Source organism: Salipiger sp. H15 (assembly GCF_040409955.1).
Taxonomy (GTDB): domain Bacteria; phylum Pseudomonadota; class Alphaproteobacteria; order Rhodobacterales; family Rhodobacteraceae; genus Salipiger.
In genome coordinates, this window is sequence record NZ_CP123384.1 from 2317991 (window position 1) to 2336717 (window position 18727).

At 69.2% G+C, this 18727-nt stretch carries 17 protein-coding genes; 8 read left to right on the top strand and 9 right to left on the bottom strand.

Annotation, left to right across the window (positions count from 1 at the left end; all coding sequences use genetic code 11):
- The first annotated feature begins 126 nt into the window (after positions 1-126).
- The 5 genes from PVT71_RS11250 (at position 127) to PVT71_RS11270 (ending at position 5304) form a co-directional block, all read left to right on the top strand.
- Positions 127-765, top strand: a complete 639-nt coding sequence (locus PVT71_RS11250) for a paraquat-inducible protein A (RefSeq protein WP_353473871.1) — start codon at positions 127-129, stop codon at positions 763-765.
- A complete protein-coding gene (locus tag PVT71_RS11255; RefSeq protein WP_353471877.1) occupies positions 735-1367 on the top strand; it encodes a paraquat-inducible protein A in 633 nt (210 codons plus the stop codon). Before PVT71_RS11250 ends, PVT71_RS11255 begins: the two co-directional genes overlap by 31 nt.
- Positions 1364-3469, top strand: coding sequence for an MlaD family protein (locus PVT71_RS11260; RefSeq protein WP_353471878.1), 2106 nt, complete (start codon positions 1364-1366; stop codon positions 3467-3469). The genes PVT71_RS11255 and PVT71_RS11260 overlap by 4 nt, the downstream gene beginning before the upstream one ends.
- A 13-nt stretch (positions 3470-3482) precedes the next feature.
- Positions 3483-4046, top strand: coding sequence for an ABC-type transport auxiliary lipoprotein family protein (locus tag PVT71_RS11265; protein WP_353471879.1), 564 nt, complete (start codon positions 3483-3485; stop codon positions 4044-4046).
- A 172-nt stretch (positions 4047-4218) separates the two neighbouring features.
- Entirely contained in the window at positions 4219-5304 is a 1086-nt protein-coding gene (locus PVT71_RS11270; protein WP_353471880.1) for an AbrB family transcriptional regulator, read from the top strand.
- A gap of 62 nt (positions 5305-5366) precedes the next feature.
- Here the strand turns inward: PVT71_RS11270 and PVT71_RS11275 are convergent, their stop codons facing one another.
- Positions 5367-7199, bottom strand: a complete 1833-nt coding sequence (locus tag PVT71_RS11275; RefSeq protein ID WP_353471881.1) for an ABC-F family ATP-binding cassette domain-containing protein — start codon at positions 7197-7199, stop codon at positions 5367-5369.
- A gap of 110 nt (positions 7200-7309) precedes the next feature.
- Between PVT71_RS11275 and PVT71_RS11280 the strand changes: the two genes are divergently transcribed.
- Positions 7310-8167, top strand: a complete 858-nt coding sequence (locus PVT71_RS11280) for a helix-turn-helix domain-containing protein (protein WP_353471882.1) — start codon at positions 7310-7312, stop codon at positions 8165-8167.
- Here the strand turns inward: PVT71_RS11280 and PVT71_RS11285 are convergent.
- The 7 genes from PVT71_RS11285 to acs all read right to left on the bottom strand — a co-directional run bounded on the left by PVT71_RS11285 (position 8067) and on the right by acs (position 16733).
- Positions 8067-9473, bottom strand: a complete 1407-nt coding sequence (locus tag PVT71_RS11285; protein WP_353471883.1) for an exonuclease domain-containing protein — start codon at positions 9471-9473, stop codon at positions 8067-8069. The two genes, PVT71_RS11280 and PVT71_RS11285, sit on opposite strands and share 101 nt — an antisense overlap.
- A complete protein-coding gene (locus tag PVT71_RS11290) occupies positions 9470-9976 on the bottom strand; it encodes a hypothetical protein (RefSeq protein WP_353471884.1) in 507 nt (168 codons plus the stop codon). Before PVT71_RS11290 ends, PVT71_RS11285 begins: the two co-directional genes overlap by 4 nt.
- An 18-nt stretch (positions 9977-9994) precedes the next feature.
- Positions 9995-11818: a DUF294 nucleotidyltransferase-like domain-containing protein gene (locus PVT71_RS11295; RefSeq protein ID WP_353471885.1), complete on the bottom strand. Its 1824-nt coding sequence runs from the start codon at positions 11816-11818 to the stop codon at positions 9995-9997.
- A 122-nt stretch (positions 11819-11940) separates the two neighbouring features.
- Positions 11941-13722 (bottom strand): sodium:solute symporter family protein, encoded by a 1782-nt coding sequence (locus PVT71_RS11300; protein ID WP_353471886.1) that lies wholly within the window; start codon positions 13720-13722, stop codon positions 11941-11943.
- A 6-nt stretch (positions 13723-13728) separates the two neighbouring features.
- Complete coding sequence (locus tag PVT71_RS11305) at positions 13729-14016, bottom strand: DUF4212 domain-containing protein (RefSeq protein WP_353471887.1); 288 nt, start codon at positions 14014-14016, stop codon at positions 13729-13731.
- A 57-nt stretch (positions 14017-14073) separates the two neighbouring features.
- Positions 14074-14757, bottom strand: a complete 684-nt coding sequence (locus PVT71_RS11310; protein WP_353471888.1) for an adenylate kinase — start codon at positions 14755-14757, stop codon at positions 14074-14076.
- A gap of 5 nt (positions 14758-14762) precedes the next feature.
- A complete protein-coding gene (gene acs, locus PVT71_RS11315) occupies positions 14763-16733 on the bottom strand; it encodes an acetate--CoA ligase (protein ID WP_353471889.1) in 1971 nt (656 codons plus the stop codon).
- A gap of 621 nt (positions 16734-17354) precedes the next feature.
- On the opposite strand from acs, the gene PVT71_RS11320 reads away from it, so the two are divergent.
- Positions 17355-17543, top strand: a complete 189-nt coding sequence (locus PVT71_RS11320) for a PLD nuclease N-terminal domain-containing protein (RefSeq protein WP_353471890.1) — start codon at positions 17355-17357, stop codon at positions 17541-17543.
- Positions 17544-17574: 31 nt separating this feature from the next.
- Positions 17575-17739 carry a DUF1328 domain-containing protein gene (locus PVT71_RS11325; RefSeq protein ID WP_194138119.1) on the top strand — a complete coding sequence of 55 codons (165 nt, stop codon included), beginning with the start codon at positions 17575-17577 and terminating at the stop codon, positions 17737-17739.
- A 176-nt stretch (positions 17740-17915) separates the two neighbouring features.
- Here the strand turns inward: PVT71_RS11325 and PVT71_RS11330 are convergent, their stop codons facing one another.
- Complete coding sequence (locus tag PVT71_RS11330) at positions 17916-18716, bottom strand: response regulator (RefSeq protein WP_353471891.1); 801 nt, start codon at positions 18714-18716, stop codon at positions 17916-17918.
- Positions 18717-18727 lie beyond the last annotated feature (11 nt).

Consider the following 18727-nt stretch of genomic DNA (forward strand, 5'->3'; position numbering starts at 1 on the left):
CTTGGCAGGCAGCGTGAAAGCTCTGGCGCGCCAGACCTTTCCTTGCCGTGCGCCGCGCTCTAGATTGGGCGCATGAGCCTCGCCGACGCCATTGCCTCCGAACTGCCGCCGCAGATTTCTCCGGCCATGCCGCCGCCCGCCTTCACCGCGGAGCAGGCCTCGCATCTCATTGCCTGCCCGCTCTGCGACACGCTGCACGAGGAGCGCGACGTGGCCACCGGCGAGACCGCCCGCTGCGCGCGCTGCCACGAGGTGCTGCAGGCGCCGCGCAGCATGGCGATGACGCGGATCATCATGCTGGCGCTCTCGGCGCTGGTGCTGATGGTGGCGGCGATCTTCTTTCCCTTCCTCGAGCTCTCGGTGGCGGGGCGGGTGCAGCGCAGCTCGCTGCTCGACACGATCCTCGCCTTCTCGAACGGGCTGACGGCGCCGCTGACCATCGCCATGGCGGCGCTGATCGTCATCCTTCCGTCGATCCGCTTCCTGTCGCTGGTCTACGTGCTGGCGCCCATGGCCTTCGGCCACCGCCCGGCCCGGCACGCGGAGTTCTTCTTCCGCCTTGCCGACCACCTGCAGCCCTGGGCCATGGCCGAGGTGTTCATCGTCGGCGTCGCGGTGGCGCTGGTCAAGGTGGCGGGGCTGGCGCACCTGTCGATCGGCCCGGCCTTCTGGGCCTTCGTGGCGCTGGTGATCGTCACCGTGCTCAAGGACAACTTCATGTGCAGGGTGACCGTATGGAAGACGCTCGAAACGCGCCGGTCCTGACCGCGCGCCGCGCCGGCATGATCGCCTGCACCGAATGCGGCAAGGTCCACGTGCCGGGCCCCGAGCGCTGCGAGCGCTGCGGCTCGCGCCTCAGCAGCCGCGACGAGACCTCGCTGCAGCGGGTCTGGGCCTGGCTGGGGGCGGGGCTGGTGGTCTACGTGCCGGCCAATGTCTACCCGATGCTGAAGACGACGCTGCTCGGCAAGACCACCGACAGCACGATCTTCGGCGGGGTGCTCGACCTCATGCACCACGGCGCCTACGGCATCGCCGGGATCGTCTTCTTCGCCTCGATCATGATCCCGATCTCCAAGTTCATCGCCATCGCCTACCTCGCGCTCAGCGTGACCCACCGGGTGAAGCTGGCGCCCGGCACGCGCCAGCACCTCTACGAGGTGGTGGAATTCGTCGGCCGCTGGTCGATGATCGACGTCTTCGTGGTGGCCATTCTTGCATCGCTCGTGCAGCTCGACTTCGCCGCGGCGATCAATCCCGGGATTGCAGCGATAAGCTTTGCACTTTCCGTTGCATTCACAATGCTTTCGGCACAGAGCTTCGACCCGAGGCTGATCTGGGATGCGAGCGAGGACCCTGAAACATGAGTGACCCGAAACCGGCATCCCTGGAGGTCGAACCGCAGCGCCGCTCGGCATGGCGCAACCTCTCGCTGGTCTGGCTGGTGCCGATCGCGGCGCTGGCGGTCACGCTCTTCGTCGCGTGGCAGAGCTTTGCCGAGCGCGGCGCCCGGATCGAGATCACCTTCGAGAACGCCGCCGGCATCACCGCCGAGGAAACCACCATCCGCTACCGCGACGTGATCGTCGGCACGGTCGAGGAGGTGGTCTTCTCGGACGACCTCGCGGAGGTGCGGGTCAGCGCCCGGATCGACCGCAACGTCGCCGACTCGCTGCCCGACGACGCCGAGTTCTGGGTGGTGCGCCCCGAGGTCTCGGCCTCGGGCATCAGCGGCCTCTCGACGGTGCTCTCGGGCGTCTACATCGAGGCCGGCTTCACCCCGGAAGAGGGCTCGCAGGCGCGCAGCTTCCGCGGCCTCGACCAGACGCCGCTGGTGCGGCCCGGCGTGAAGGGCACCCGCATCACCATCCGCGCCGAGGACGGCACGCAGCTCTCGGCCGGGGCGCCGATCTTCTACCAGGGGATCGAGGTCGGCCGGATCGAGACGCCGCGCCTGCTCGAGCGTGGCAACGGCGTGGTCGTGGATGCCTTCATCGAATCCCCGAACGACCGCCGCATCACCACCGCGACGCGGTTCTGGGACACCTCGGGCTTCTCGGTCAACATCGGCCCCTCGGGGCTCAACCTCTCGGTCGGCTCGGTCGCGGCGCTGATCCGCGGCGGCATCGCCTTCGACACGGTGGTCTCGGGCGGCAGCCCGGTGCCCGCGGGCTATGCCTTCGACCTCTACGACGACGAGGCCGCGGCGCGCGACAGCCTGTTCTCCGAGACCATCTCGAACGCGGTCGAGCTGACCGCCGAGTTCGATGAGTCGGTGCGCGGGCTCGAGGTCGGCTCGTCGGTCACCTACCGCGGCCTGCGGGTCGGACGGGTCACCGCCATCGGCGCCTTCATCGACGGCGAGGGCGAGAACCAGACCGTGCGGCTGCGCACGACGCTGTCGATCGACCCGCGCGCGCTCGGCCTCGAGGAGGACGCGCCGCAGGCCGACACCATCGCCTTCCTTGCCAACGCGGTGAAGAACGGGCTGCGCGCGCGGCTTGCCTCGCAGAACCTCTTCACCCAGTCGCTGGTGGTGGAACTGGCCGAGATCCCCGACGCCGAGCCCGCCACCTTCGGCATCTTCGCGCAGGACGCGCCGCTGATCCCGACCGTGGAATCCGACCTGCCCGACATCACCGCTACCGCCGAGGGGCTGTTCCAGCGCATCAACGACTTGCCGGTCGAGGAGCTGCTCGACCAGGCCATCGACACGCTTGCCTCGATCGAGAACTTCACCGCCAACCCGCGGCTGCGCGACGCGCCCGAGGCGGTCATCGGCCTGCTCGAGGACGCGCGCGGGCTGATCGGATCGGAGGAGATCAAGGCGATCCCCGGCGAGCTGCGCGGCACCGTCGCCGAGCTGCGCGGGGTGATCGAGGACATGCGCGCCGCCGGCGCGGTGCAGCAGCTGGTCGACGCGCTCGAGGCGGCCGAGGCCGCCGCCGAGGAGGTGAGCGGTGTCGCGGGATCCGTCGACGAGACCATGGCCGGCGTGCCCGACCTCGTCGAGGACCTGCGCGCGCTCACCCAGAAGGCCACCGCGCTCGACCTCGAGAGCTTCCTCGCCGATGCCGGGCAGTTCCTCGACGGCGCGGGCAAGTTCGTCGACCAGGACAGCACCCGCCAGCTGCCCGCCGACCTCTCGGCCATGCTGCAGGAGGCGCAGGGCGCGCTCTCCGAGCTGCGCGCCGGGGGCGTGATCGAGAACACCAATGCCACGCTTGCCTCGGCGCGCGACGCCGCCGCGGCGGTCGAGGAGGCGGCGGCGACGCTGCCCGACCTCTCGGCCCGCATCCAGCGCCTCGTCGCCGAGGCGGAATCGGTGATCTCGGGCTATGACGGCAACTCCGCCTTCAACCGCCAGACCGTCTCGGCGCTGCGCGAGGTTCAGACCGCCGCCGAGGCGCTGAACAAGCTCGCCCGCTCGATCGAACGCAACCCCAACTCGCTGCTCTTCGGCCGCTGAGAGGAGACCCCGCATGCGCCTCACGACGACCCTTCCGCTCCTGCTGCTGCCGCTGCTTGCCGCCGCCTGCGGCGACGAGCAACGCTTCCGGATGGAAAGCGCGCCGCCCGCCGCCTCCGTCCGCCTTGCCGTCGGCACGCTCGAGGTGCGCGAGGTCTCGCTGCCCGCCTATGCCGATGCCTCCGAGATCCTGCTCGAGGACCAAAGCGGCGCGATGAGCCAGGTCGAGGGCGCGCTCTGGGCCGACGATCCGCGCCGTGCCATGACCCAGGCGCTGGCCGAGCGGCTGGGGCTGATCAGCGGCGCCACCGTGGCCGCCGAGCCCTGGCCGCTGGAGGAGCCGGCGCAGGCGGCGGTGCATGTGCGCATCTCCGAGGCGGTGGCCAGCGAGAACGGGTTCTTCCGGCTCAAGGGCCAATACGCGCTCTCGTCCTACGACCGGGTGATCCGCGAGCGGGTCAGCCGCTTCGAGATCACCGTGCCGCTCGCCGCGGCGAGCGCGCAGGCCATCGCCGCCGCCGCCGGCCGCGCCACCGACCAGCTCGCCGACCGCATCGCGGGGGACCTGGCGCGCTGAGACCCCGGCGCCGCGCGGGTCCCGCCGGCACGCGGGCGTATTTGGAAAGAGAAGAAGCCGCGGGCGGTTCTTCCGGGGTCACCTGTCCCGGGGCGGGCCCGCGGGGCGGGGGGTGGCGGCGCGCATCCCGCCGCCCGTTGCACCTGCTGGCCGCTTGCGCTTATGTCCGGACATGAGTCTCTCCACCCTCTCGCTGCGGATGATCTTCACCACTGCCTGCCTGCTGCTCGCGGGCGGGGCCGGGGGCTGGATCGCCCAGCACGCGCATTTGCCGATGCCCTATATGCTGGGCTCGCTCTTCACCTCCGGCCTTGCCGTCGCGCTCTTCCAGACGCGCGGGCTGGCCGATTACGCCTACCCGATGAAGTTCCGCACGCTCTTCATCGGGCTCATCGGGGTGATGATCGGCACGCAGGTCTCGCCCGAGGTCTTCGCGCTGCTGCCCGATCTGCCGCTGACGCTCTCGGCGCTGCTGGTCTTCGTGCTGCTCTGCCAGGCGGGCAACTTCCTGATCTTCCACCGCCTCGGCGGCTATGACCGGGCCACGGCCTTCTACGCCGGCGCGCCGGGCGGGCTGATGGAGAGCCTCGTGCTTGGCGAGAAGTCGGGGGCGGATCTGCGGCTGCTGACCGCGCAGCAGTTCCTGCGCATCATCCTCGTCATCGCGATCCTGCCCTCGGCGCTGTCGCTGTGGATCGGCCACCCGGTCGGCAGCGCGGCGGGGCAGAGCGTGATGCCGACGGCCCCCGCGAGCGCGGGCGAGCTCCTGGTGGTCGTCCTTGCCACGCTGGCCGGGCTCTTCGCCGCCTCGAAGATCAAGCTGCCCGCCGGGCAGATCACCGGGCCGCTGCTGCTGTCCGCCGCGCTGACCCTGTCGGGGCTCGTCGACATGCACCTGCCGTTCTGGCTGATCGCCGCGGCGCAGGTGGTGGTGGGCAGCTCGCTCGGCGTGCGCTTCACCGGCATGACCGGGGCGATGCTGCGCCGCTCGGCGGGGCTGAGCCTGCTGTCGGTGGGCTGGATGCTGGCGCTCGGGGCAGCCTTCGCACTGGCGCTGACCGCGGCGACCGAGATCCCCTTCCTGCACCTGATGATCTCCTACGCGCCGGGCGGCGTGACGGAGATGTCGATCATCGCGCTGTCGCTGGCGGCGAACCCGGCGCTGGTCAGCCTGCACCACGTCGTGCGCATCCTGCTGACCGTGGGCATCATGGTGATTGCCGAGAAGCGCCTGCCGCTGGGCCAGCCGGGCGAATAGGGTCGGGCGGGGGGCAAGAGCCTTCGAAGGCTCCTGCCAGTCTTCTTGGAGAGTGGGCGGGCTCAGCCCGCGGCTTCCGCCTTCTCGGCCAGGTCCAGCCATTCCTCCTCGGCGGCGGCGAGCTTTTCCTGCCGCTCGGTCAGCGCCTCGGTGGCCTTCTTGAACTTCATCGGCTCGCGGGTGAAGAGCGCGGGATCGGCCAGCAGCTCCTCGAGCTTGCCGATCTCGGCGCCGAGCCGGTCGATCAGCCCGGGCAGTTCTTCCAGCCGGTGCTTGTCCTTGAAGCTGAGCCCCTTGGCCGCGGCCTTGGGCTTCGGCGCGGCGGCGGGGGCCTCCTTGCCGGGCTTTGCGGCCGGGGCCGGCTTCGGCGCGCTGCCGGCCTCTGCCTCGGCCTTCTGCGCCTGGTAGTCGCTCCAGCCACCGGCATAGGCCACGGCGCGGCCGTCGCCTTCCATGGCGATGGTCGTGCTGGCGACGCGGTCGAGGAAGTCGCGGTCGTGGCTGATCAGCAGCACCGTGCCGTCATACTCGCCGAGGAGGTCCTGCAGCAGGTCGAGCGTTTCCACGTCGAGATCGTTGGTCGGCTCGTCCAGCACCAGCATGTTGCTCTCGCCCGCCATGATCTTGGCCAGCAGCAGCCGCGCCTTCTCGCCGCCCGAGAGCGAGCGCACGGGCGCGCGCGCCTGGCGCTCGTCGAAGAGGAAGTCCTTGAGGTAGCCGACGACGTGCTTGGGCTGGCCGCGGACCAGCACCTGGTCGGCCTTGCCCGAGACGCGCATCTCGGGATCGCCGGTGAGGCTTTCCCAGAGCGTCATCTCCGGGTCGAGCCGGGCGCGGGTCTGGTCGAAGACCGCGGGCATGAGGTTGGTGCCGAGCTTGACGCTGCCCGCATCGGCGTCGATCTCGCCCATCAACATGCGGATGAGGGTGGTCTTGCCGACGCCGTTGGGCCCGACGAAGGCGACGCGGTCGCCGCGCATCACGGTCAGCGAGAAGTCCTTGACGATCTGCTTGTCGCCGAAGCCCTTGGTGAGGGCGGTCGCCTCGATCACCTTCTTGCCCGAGGTCGGGCCGGACGACAGCTCCATCGCCGCGGTGCCCTGCCGGCGGATCTGCGACGAGCGCTCGGCGCGCAGCGCCTGCAGCGCGCGCACGCGGCCCTGGTTGCGGGTGCGCCGGGCCGAGATGCCCTCGACCGCCCATTTCGCCTCGGACTTGATCTTGCGGTCGAGCTTGTGGCGGGCCTCGTCCTCCTCGGCCCAGGTCTTGTCGCGCCAGGCCTCGAAGGCGGCGAAGCCCTGTTCCTGCCGGCGCACCGCGCCGCGGTCGATCCAGAGCGTCGCGCGGGTCAGGTTCTCGAGGAAGCGGCGGTCGTGCGAGATGAGGACAAAGGCCTTGCGGGTGCGCTTCAGCTCGTCCTCGAGCCAGCCGATGGCGTTGATGTCGAGGTGGTTGGTCGGCTCGTCGAGCAGCAGCACGTCCGGGTCCTGCGCCATCAGCCTGGCGAGCGCGGCGCGGCGGCGCTCGCCGCCCGAGGCAGTGGCGACGGGGCGCGCGGGATCGAAGCCGAGCCCTTCGCCCGCCGCCTCGACCTTGTACATCTCGGCCGGGCCAAGCCCCTCGGCGGCATAGTCGCCCAGCGTCTCGAAGCCCGAGAGGTCCGGCTCCTGCTCCATGTAGCCGACCGAGATGCCCGGCGGCACGATGCGCTCGCCGCTGTCGGGTTCGACGAAGCCCGCCATGACCTTCATCAGGGTGGATTTGCCCGAGCCGTTGCGCCCGACCAGCGCGACGCGGTCGCCGGGCTGGACGTTGAGCGAGAGGCCGGAAAAGACGGGCTCGCCCCCGAAGGTGAGCGAGATGTCGGAGAGCTGGAGAAGGGGTGCCTGTGCCATGCGCAGAGCGCTAGGGCCGCGCCGGGAAAAGGTCAAGTGGGCGCGTGAGGCGCCGCGGGGCATGGCCGCGTTAACCCTGCCTTCAAGGGCTCTGCGCTATGCGAAGGGGCATGGACCAGCTCTGTCTCGCCCGTCTTGCCCTGCTCGGAAACCCGCTGCGCGTCGCGGTGCTGCGGCTGCTGGTGCGGCACCTGCCGCAGGCGGTTGCGGCGGGCGAGATCGCGCTGGCGCTGGGGGTGCCGCCCTCGACGCTTTCTACCCACTTGGCGGCGCTCTGCGGCGCGGGGCTGCTGGTGCAGCGGGCGCGCGGGCCGCTCCGGCTCTACCACGCGGTGCCGGGGGCGCTGGCGCATGTGATCGACTGGCTCGGGGCGGACGTGGCGCTCGGGCGGGCCGGGGCGGAGTGGCCGCGCGGGGGCAGGCTGCGGCTGCTGTTCCTCTGCGCGGACGGGGCGCTGCTGTCGCCGCTCGCCGCGGCGCTGGCGCGGCGGCAGCTCTGGGGGAAGGCCCGGGTCATGGCCGCGGGGGTGACGCCCGCCGCGCGGATCGACCCGCTGCTGGTGGCGGTTTTCGGGGCGCGGGGTCTTGCGCCGCCGGTGCCCGTGCCGCTCGGCGCGGAGGGGCTGCGCGCCGACATGATCGTCGCGCTCGACGGCGAGGCCGCGGCGGCGCTGCCCGCGGGAGACGCGCATTCGCCGCCGGTCTGCGCCTTCTGGCCGGTGCCGGATGCGGGTGAGGGGAAGGTGATCCCCCGCGCCATCGCGCTGCACGCGGGGCTGCGGGCGCTCGAGCCGCGGCTGGCGGCGCTGGCCCGGCTGCCGCTGGGCACCGCCCCGCGCGAGGCGGTTCAGGCGGCGCTCGACAGCCTCAGTTCAGGTCTTCCAGAAGCTGCCCGTGCTGCCGGGTCTGTTCCAGCACCGCGCCGAAGGTTGTCATCCCCTGCGCCTCGAGCATCGGCAGCATCCTGACCAGCACCTCGGCCGTCGCCTGCGCGTCGCCGAGCGCGGTGTGGCGCAGGGCGGGCGGGATGGTGACGCCGAGCCGCTGGCAGAGCGCGTCCAGCGTGTGGGTCTGGCTCGCGCCGAAGAGCACCGCCGAAAGCAGCACCGTGTCGAGGATCGGGTTGCTCCACTCGACCCCCATCCGTGCCTGGTGGCGGCGCAGGAAGGCCATGTCGAAGGGGGCGTTGTGGGCGACGATCACCGCGCCGCGGGCGAAGTGGTGAAAGCGCCGCCCGGCCTCTGCGATGTCGGGCTTGCCGCGGACCATGGCGTCGGTCACCCGGTGCACCTGCGTCGAGCTCTGCGGGATCGGCCGTCCGGGATCGACCAGCTGGTCCATCCGCTCGCCGGGCACGATCCGCCCGCCCAGCACCCGCACCGCGCCGATCTGCACCACCTCGTCCTTGTGCGGCAGCAGGCCCGTCGTCTCGGTGTCGAAGACCACGTAGGTCAACTTGCTCAGCGGCGTCTCCTCGACCGCGGCCGGGGCATGGGCCTGCAGCAGCGAGAAGTCGAAGACCATCGGCCGCTCGGCCTGCGGCGAGATCCGGGCCTCGGCATCCTCGATGATCAGCAGGTAGCCGCCCGCGTCGAGCGGCTTGATCCGGCCGCGGTAGCCCTGCGCCTCGTCCACCGAGCGCAGGGTGAGCGTGACCTCGCGGCCCGAGCGGTGCATCTCGCGCACCGCCGCCTCGACCCCGGCGGCAAGGAAATAGTCGGTGATCGGCGCGTTGAGCCGCGGCACGTGGATCTGGCTCAGCACCTCGGCGGCCTGCCCGTCATAGAGCACGATCCGCCCCTTGGGGCTGACCATGATCGTCGCCACGGGGATTTCCGAGAGCAGGGCGGTCAGCCGCGCCTTGTCCTCGGCAAGCTGCGCGGTCTCCTCGGCGACGCGCTGCGCCGTGGCAACCGCGGCGTCGGTCAGGCGGGACGAGACCGCCTCGGCCGCGTGCGCCAGATCGCCGAGGTAGCGCGCGCCGTGGGTGTCGACCCCGTTGGCGATCCCGGCATGGGCGCGCACGCGCATCTCCGAGGCGATGCGCTCGACCGGCTTGGCGATGTTCTCGTCGAAGAGCAGCCAGACCCCGGCCGCCAGCGCGACAAGGCCGAAGGTCGCGAGGATCCCGGCAAAGACGAAGCCGTTCTCCGGTGTGGTCGCAAGCGCGCGTCCGTAGCCGAGCCAGAGCGCCAGCGCCACCACCGCCGCGCCGCCGAGACCGATCAGCACGAAGAAGAGGAAGACGCGCAGGCGCAGGCTCAGCTGGGTCATGTGCGCGCCTGCCTGCAGACCGCCGCGACGATGCTGTCCTCGGCCCCGACATCGCGCCAGCGGGGCTCGCCGCCGTCGCCGCCCATCGGGTCGGCGCGCCGGCCGCCCGGGCAGTCGACCATCACCTCGACCACCTGCGTCGGCTGCCAGCGGGCGAAGAAGTAGAGATCGGCGAGGTAGAGCCCCGGCGTCTGGCTGTTCTCGCGCCGCCCGCCCGCATCGACGGCGATGAAGCGGTCGGTCATCGGGAAGGCGTAGGTCCAGGGCCGCCAGAGCGCGCGCGACGCATGGGTCTCGACCACCTCGACACCGTCGGGAAGGGAGTCGGCGGTGCTGCCGTACCAGCTGTACTCGCTGCCGATCGAGGTGATGATCATCGCCGCGCCCGCGCCCACCGGGATCAACCAGCGCGGCAGACGTCCGCCGGTTGCCTTGCTCAGCAGCATCACCACGCCGGCCCCGGCAAGCCCGGCCACCAGCACGGCGATCAATTCGTAGAACATGTCTCCCCCCTCGGATCCTTAGCCCAGCATGCCGCGCCCGTGGCCGATCGACGATTGCATCGACTTGATCACCACGAAGGCGTCACGCAGGTGGCTGCGCTCGAAGTCCGACAGGTCGGACGGCGCAAGGTAGTTGTCGGGCTTTTCGCCCCGCTTGACCAGACCCGCCTGATGTTCGAGGCGGGTTTCGGCAATCAGATCATAGGCATCGAGCAAATCCTGACCGCCCGAGCCCGAGACGGTCCCGGAGGCGATCGCCGCCTCGATGCGGGCGCGGGTGTTGACCTCAGGCAGGCGCGCCTGCAGCGCGTAGACCCGCGCGAGATCGACCACCGGCACGACGCCGTTGTGCTTGAGATCGACGGTGTTCTTGTGCTCGCCCGAGCGGATCGTGGCAAAGCCGCGCAGCAGGCCGAGCGGCGGCGTGTGCTTGAGCGAGTTCGAGATCATGTGCGCGACGAAGATCGAGTTCTTCGAGGCGAGCTCCAGCGTCTCTTCCTGCAGCTCCTCGAACAGCGACTTGGTGCCGCCGATGGGGCGCAGGTCGAACATCACCGAGGCCAGCATCTGCGCCTCGGGGACGGGCTTGTCGATCCAGCTGCGGAAGTAGCCGCGCCATTTCGACAGCGGCTGAAGCCAGCGCGGATTGGTTGCCATCATCTCGCCGGGGCAGTTGAAATAACCAACCTTGTCAAGGCCGTCGCAGACGAACTTCGCCATCTCCGCGAAGTATTCCATGTCGCGTTCGGTGGCGCTGTCGTCGAGGATCATGCAATTGTCCTGGTCCGACACGCCGGTCTGCTCCTGTCGCCCCTGCGAGCCGCAGGCCAGCCAGAGCCACGGCACCGGGGCGCTGCCGAGATCCTCTTCGGCCAGCGCCAGCAGGCGGCGGGTGACCGTGTCGGCGATGTCGGTGATCAGCCGCGTGGTGACCTCGTGGCGGTTGCCGCCGGCGACCAGCTGCGCCAGCAGCTGCGGGATGCGGGCGGTGGTCTCGGCCATCTGCTCGGGGGTGCGGGCGCGGGCGATCGCGGCCACGAGCTCGGCCGAGCTGACCGCCTGGAAACGGGTGAGGTCGGTCTGGGTGACGATGCCGACGAGCTGGCCCGCCTCGGTGATCGGCACGTGGCCGATGCCGCGCTCGACCATGGTGTGCAGCACGTCCGAGCCGATCGCCGAGGGCGGCAGGGTGACGGGCTCGTGGGTCATGATCTCGGCCACCGGGATATTGGTGTCCATGCCGCCGGCGACGACCTTGTTCGAGATGTCGCGGATGGTGACGATGCCGATCAGCGCGCCGCGGTCGGTGATGCAGAGCGACGAGACGCCCTCTTCGCGCATCATCAGCGCGGCCTGCTGGGCGGGGGTCTCGGGCGGCACGGTCAGCGGCGCGCGGGCCATCAGCGTCTCGACCCGGCTGTGCGCGAGGTCGGACTTGCGCGGCCGCGCGGCGCGCGAGCGGTCGAAGAAGCGGCGGGCGGCGGCGTGGTCGTGGACCAGCTCGCGGAAGGCATAGGCGGGCAGCAGCAGCAGCACGGTCTCGTCGAGCGCGCTGGCGGTGGTGGCGGCCAGCCCCTCGCGCATCAGCCCGCGCTCGCCGAACGAGTTGCGCGGCCCCAGCAGCGAGACGGCGACGCCGTTCTCGTCGCGGATCTCCACCTGGCCGGTGTGCACGAGGTAGAGACCCTCGAGCTGGCTGCCGACGGCATAGATCTCCTCGCCCGGCTTGTAGGTCCGGGTCAGGAATTGCGGGACGAGCACGTCGAGCGCATCGGATTCCAGCGCGTCATAGGGGTGCACCGAGGTCAGGAAACGGCGCAGGTCGTCGGGCTCAATCGGCATCGTGGCGCTCCGTGGTGCGATAAGGGGCAATCGCGGAAGAAAAAATCCCGCCCCGGCATAGCGCGGGGCGGGGCTTTTGCCTAGGGCGAGGGCGCTGTTGCGCCCCCGCGCGGGGTCACCGATCAGTGATCCTGGGCCGCGCCTGCGCCGCGCGGGATGCGCACGCTCTCGACCAGCGCCGAGATTTCCTGCGGGATGGGCTTGGTCATCGCCGAGACGGTGAAGGCCACGACGAAGTTGATCAGGGCCCCGACCGCGCCGAACGAGGTCGACTTGATGGTGCCGAGCAGCGGATCGGCGTCCGAGTAGCTCGCGGTGTCGGGGATGAAGAACCAGCCCTTGTGCAGGAAGATGTAGACCAGCGTGACCAGCAGGCCGGCGATCATGCCTGCCACGGCACCCTTGTTGTTCACCTTCGAGAAGATGCCCATCATCAGCGCCGGGAAGATCGAGGCTGCGGCAAGGCCGAAGGCCAGTGCCACGGTCTGCGCCGCGAAGCCCGGGGGGTTCATGCCGAGCCAGGTCGCGACGGCGATGGCGATGGCCATGGCGACGCGGGCCGACATCAGCTCGCCCTTTTCCGAGATGTTCGGGTTGATCTGGCCCTTGATGAGGTCATGGCTGACCGCCGAGGAGATGGCGAGCAGCAGGCCGGCCGCGGTCGAGAGCGCGGCAGCTAGGCCACCGGCGGCGACGAGGCCGATCACCCAGCCCGGAAGGTGCGCGATCTCGGGGTTGGCGAGCACGAGGATGTCGTTGTCGAACTTGGTCAGCTCGTTGCCGGCCCAGCCCTCGGCGGTCGCCTTCTCCTGCATCGCGGGGTTCTTGTCGTTGTAGTACTGGATCAGCCCGTCGCCGTTGGCGTCGTTCCAGGTCAGCAGACCGGTCTTCTGCCAGGTCTCCATCCAGTCATAGGCCGGGTCGTTCTCGATCTGCTCGAGCGAGACGGCCTTGCCGGCAGTGCCTTCCGGCCAGAACTGCTGGGTGATGTTGAGGCGTGCCATCGCGCCCACGGCCGGGGCCGTCAGGTAGAGCAGGGCGATGAAGACAAGCGCCCAGCCGGCCGACCAGCGTGCGTCCGAGACCTTGGGCACGGTGAAGAACCGCATGATCACGTGCGGCAGGCCGGCGGTGCCGATCATCAGCGACAGGGTGAAGAGCACCATGTTGAACGTGTCGCCGTTGTGGGCGGTGTATTCGCCGAAGCCGAGCTCACGCACGATCTGGTCGAGCTTGGCCAGCAGCGGCTCGCCCGATGCGACATCGGTGCCGAAGAGGCCGAGGCCCGGGATCGGGTTGCCGGTCAGCTGCAGCGAGATGAAGATCGCCGGGATGGTGTAGGCGAGGATCAGCACGATGTACTGCGCCACCTGCGTGTAGGTCACGCCCTTCATGCCGCCGAACACCGCGTAGGCGAAGACGATCACCGCGCCGATCAGCAGGCCGGTGGTGCTGTCCACCTCGAGGAAGCGGCCGAAGGCCACGCCGACGCCGGTCATCTGGCCGATCACGTAGGTGGTCGAGGCGATGATCAGGCAGATCACGGCCACGAGGCGCGCGGTCGGCGAGTAGAAGCGGTCGCCGATGAACTCGGAGACGGTGAACTTGCCGAACTTGCGCAGGTAGGGCGCAAGCAGCAGCGCCAGCAGCACGTAGCCGCCGGTCCAGCCCATCAGGTAGGCCGAGTTGTCATAGCCGGTGAAGGCGATGAGGCCCGCCATCGACAGGAACGAGGCCGCGGACATCCAGTCCGCCGCGGTGGCCATGCCGTTGGTGACCGGGTGCACGCCGCGTCCGGCGGCGTAGAATTCCGACGTGGAGCCCGCGCGGGCCCAGATCGCGATGCCGATGTAGAGCGCGAAGGACGCGCCCACGAACAGCAGGTTGATGGTGAACTGATCCATGGCGCCTTACTCCTCGTCCACGCCGTATTCACGGTCGAGCTTGTTCATCCGCCAGGCGTAGAAGAAGATCAGCGCCAGGAAGACGATGATGCTGCCCTGCTGCGCGAACCAGAAGCCGAGGTCGGACCCGCCGACCTTGATCCCCGAGAGCATCGGGCGCAGCAGGATGCCGAAGCCGAAGCTGCACAGCGCCCAGATGACCAGGCTGATGTAGATGAGACGCAAGTTGGCCGCCCAGTAGGCCTTGCCGGCCTCCTCGGCGCCATGCGCATGGTGCGTAGATTGATCCGCCATGGCGGCTCCTCCTCCTCTGAAAGACCACCGTTCCTCCTTCGAACGGCCGCCGACGGGTCAGCCCGTCGCTTTCTCCACGATCGCGCCGAGCCCGGCGGCGATCTCCTCGATGGCGCCCATCGCATCGATGCGGCTGAGGGCGCCCTTGCCTTCGTAGTACCCGATGAGCGGGGCGGTCTGGGCGTGGTAGGCCTCGAGCCGCGACGCCACCGTCTCCGCCTTGTCGTCGGCGCGGCGTTTCATCTCCGTCCCGCCGCATGTGTCGCAGGTGCCGCTCTCCTTCGGCATCTTGAACCTGTCGTGGTAACCCTCGCCGCAGGCGGCGCAGGTGTAGCGGCCCGAGATCCGGTCCACCATGGCGGCGTCATCCACCTCGAGGCTGATCGCCGCGTTGATCTTCTGCCCGCTCTCGGCGAGCAGCGTGTCGAGCGCCTCGGCCTGCACCGTGGTGCGCGGGAAGCCGTCGAGGATCACCCCGCGCGCGCAGTCGGGCTCGGCGATCCGGTCGCGCAGGATCGCGATGACGATCTCGTCGCTGACCAGCTGGCCGGCCTCCATCACCGCCTTCGCGGCCTTGCCGGCCTCGGTGCCCTGGGCCACGGCGGCGCGCAGCAGGTCGCCGGTGGACAGCTGCACGAGGCCGAACGTCTCCTCGAGCTTGCGGGCCTGGGTGCCTTTCCCGGCCCCCGGAGGGCCGAGAAGGATCAGCACGGGGGCGCGGGTCACGGTTGTCGCATCCATCTCGCTCACCCCTTGTTCGCGCGGTTCTCGATGAGGTCGTCGACGACGGAGGGGTCGGCGAGGGTGGAGGTGTCGCCGAGGGCGCCGTAGTCGTTCTCGGCGATCTTGCGCAGGATGCGGCGCATGATCTTGCCCGAGCGGGTCTTCGGCAGGCCGGGGGCCCACTGGATGAGATCGGGCGAGGCGATCGGGCCGATCTCGGTGCGGACCCAGGCGCGGAGCTCCTTCTTGAGGTCCTCCGAGGGCTCGACGTCGTTCATCAGCGTCACGTAGCAGTAGATGCCCTGGCCCTTGACCGCGTGCGGGTAGCCGACGACGGCGGCCTCGGCGACCTTGGCATGGGCGACGAGCGCGCTCTCGACCTCGGCGGTGCCCATGCGGTGGCCCGAGACGTTGATCACGTCGTCGACCCGGCCGGTGATCCAGTAGTCGCCATCCTCGTCGGCGCGGCAGCCGTCGCCCGAGAAGTAGTAGCCCTTGTACTGCTGGAAATAGGTCTGCTCGAAGCGCTCGTGGTCGCCCCAGACGGTGCGCATCTGCCCCGGCCAGCTGTCCTTGATGGCAAGCACGCCCTCGGTCGGGCGCTCGGTGATCTCGACGCCCGAGGTCGGCTCGAGCACCACCGGCAGGATGCCGAAGAAGGGCTTCATCGCCGCGCCCGGCTTGGTCGCGTGGGCGCCGGGCAGCGGGGTCATCAGGTGGCCACCGGTCTCGGTCTGCCACCAGGTGTCGACGATCGGGCATTTTCCCTTGCCGATCTTGTCGTTGTACCAGTTCCAGGCCTCGGGGTTGATCGGCTCGCCGACGGTGCCGAGCAGCTTCAGCGAGGACAGGTCGCAGCCGTCGACGAAGGTGTCGCCCTGGCCCATCAGCGCGCGGATCGCGGTGGGGGCGGTGTAGAACTGGTTCACCTTGTGCTTCTCGCAGACCTGCCAGAAGCGCGAGGCGTCGGGCCAGGTCGGCACGCCCTCGAACATCAGCGTTGTGGCGCCGTTGGCCAGCGGGCCGTAGACGATGTAGCTGTGGCCGGTGACCCAGCCGACGTCGGCGCTGCACCAGTAGATGTCGCCCTCGTGGTAGTCGAAGACCACCTCGTGGGTGAGGGCGGCGTAAACCAGATATCCACCACTCGAATGTACAACCCCCTTGGGTTTGCCGGTCGAGCCCGAGGTGTAAAGGATGAACAGGGGGTCTTCGGCATTCATCGGCCGCGGCGGGCAGTCGGGGCCGGCGGTCTCCATCAGCGCCTTGACGTCGACGTCGCGCCCGTCGATCCAGCTGGTCTGGTCGCCGGTGTGCTTGACGACGAGGCAGCGCACCTTGTCCGAGCAGTGCAGGAGGGCTGCGTCGGTGTTGGACTTGAGCGCGGTGCGGCGGCCGCCGCGCGGCGCGGTGTCGGCGGTGATGACGATCTTGGCGCCGCAGTCGTTGATGCGGTTGGCGAGCGCGTCGGGCGAGAAGCCGGCGAAGACGATGGAATGGATCGCGCCGATGCGCGCGCAGGCGAGCATGGCATAGGCCGCCTCGGGGATCATCGGCAGGTAGATGACGACGCGGTCGCCGCGCATGACGCCCTGCGAAAGCAGGACGTTGGCCATGCGGTTCACCTTGTCGTAGAGCTCGGCATAGGTGATATGCCGCGCCGGATCCTCGGGATTGTCGGGCTCGAAGATGATCGCGGTCTGGCCCGCGCGGGCGGGCAGGTGGCGGTCGATGCAGTTGTAGGCGACGTTCAGCACGCCGTCCTCGAACCACTTGATCGAGACCTTGCCGAGCTCGAAGCTGGTGTCCTTGATGCGCGTCGGCCGCGCCATCCAGTCGAGCCGCTGCGCCTGCTCGGCCCAGAACCCGTCCGGATCGGCGATCGAGCGCGCGTACATCTCCTCGTAGCGCGCCGCGTCAACATGCGCGGTCGCGACGAAATCCTCGGACGGGGCATAGGTCCCGGTGATCGCGGTCTGGGCGTCGTCTTTCATGATGTCCTCCCTGGGTCTCCCGGATCTGCCCCCCGGGGCGCGATCCTTGAAAGCTCTGTTTTCTCCGAAGTCGCACGGCGACCATGTCCATCCCTGGATTGATCATACCCCAGATCGCAAAGATTTAAATAAGCTACGGTAAACTAAGATTTTATTTGTAAAACATTTGCCCCGCACTGCAGCATTTTGTAAATAACTTTGCTTACGTAACGGAAATGCGATGCATTCCAAAGTCCTGAGCCCCGTGGAAACCACCCCTGCCGCGGGGTGGTCCGGGCTCATCCGGTCCGGGGGGTGGGTGCGACGGATTGATGCAGTATGCGCGGGCATACCGCCTCCGGGCCCGCTGCGGGCCGTCGGAGCCAGGCCTCGGCGACTCGGTTGCACCCCGCCGCAAAGGCCTTTGCAAGGGCCTGAAGATCGCGGCAGTTTGACCGCGCGGAACCTTTTTCCACATCGCGTGTTCTTGACATGAGACGGAACGGCGAGGCGCGGCGCGCGGAACCGGACCTGACATCATCAAACTGGACGGATCGCGCGGGAGCCTTCCCGCGGCGCCGGCGGTCCTTGCCGCCGCGCCGGGAAGATGCGCCTTCCGACCGCCACCAAGGAGAGTTCGCCATGGAATTTGCAGGGATCGGGGGATTCATCGTCCTCGTGCTCGACATCTGGGCCATCGTCTCGGTGCTCGGCTCGGGCGCCAGCACCGGGTCCAAGGTGCTCTGGACGCTGCTCATCATCGTGCTGCCGGTGCTGGGCTTCATCATCTGGCTGATCGCCGGGCCGAAATCGTCCCGCGCCACCATCTGACCTGAAAGTTGCATTCTTAGGAGGAACGACAATGCTTTACTGGGCACTTCTGTTTTTCGTCGTGGCCATCGTGGCCGCCATCTTCGGCTTCGGCGGCATCGCGTCCGCCTCGGCAGGCATCGCGCAGGTGCTGTTCTTCATCTTCCTGGTGCTGTTCGTGGTGACGCTCATCATGCGGTTCGTCCGCAAGGTCTGAGCCGGGTCCGCCACGGGGGGGCGGCCCGCCGGGCCGCTCCGCCGCGGTATCTCAGACAGGACCCCGGGTGTACATGTTAACGAGTTGACCAAATTGGAAAACCCCGCCGGATCGGCGGGGTTTTCTCTGGACGGTCAGGGATTTTGCAGAACGCGGGCGCTCAGGCCCCGAGCGTCTCAGGCCTTGAGCGTCTCGGTCGAGGAGAAGAACATCGCCTGGCTCACCGCCGAGCGGACCTGCTCCTCGGAATAGGGCTTCGAGATCAGGAAGGCCGGCTCCGGGCGCTCGCCGGTCAGCAGCCGCTCGGGGAAGGCGGTGATGAAGATCACCGGCCGGTCGCCGAGGGCGCCGAGGATGTCGTTGACCGCGTCGATGCCCGAGGAATTGTCGGCAAGCTGGATGTCGGCCAGCACGAGGTCCGGGGTTTCCTTGTTGGCCAGATCGACGGCGCCGGCGCGGGTGCGGGCCACGCCGGTCACCCGGTGGCCCAGATCGGCGACGATGCTCTCGAGGTCCATGGCGATGATCGCCTCGTCCTCGATGATGAGCACGCGGCCGGTGACCGCATCGGCCATCTCGCGGCGGGCGAGGGAGACGAGCTGCTCGGCCTCGGTTTCGGAGATCTGCATGATCTCGGCCACCTCGGAGAGCGAGAATTCCTCGATCGTGTGGAGGAGAAGCGCTTCGCGGCTGTTGGCGGTGAGGCTTGAGAGCCGGGCCTGCGCCTTGGCGCGGGGGCCTTCGTCCTCTTCGGTGACCGGCGCGCCGGTGCTGGCCCAGATGCCGTGGAAGACGTGGAACAGGCCCACCTTGGGCGAGCTGGCCCCGGTGAGACCGCCACGGTCGGCGAGGATCGCTTCGAGGGTCGCCGCCGCGTAGTTGTCGCCCGATGTCTGACTGCCTGTCAGCGCGCGCGCGTAACGGCGAAGGTAGGGAAGGACTGCGCCAATGGTCTGGCCCAAATCACCCTGTGTCATGAATACGTCCT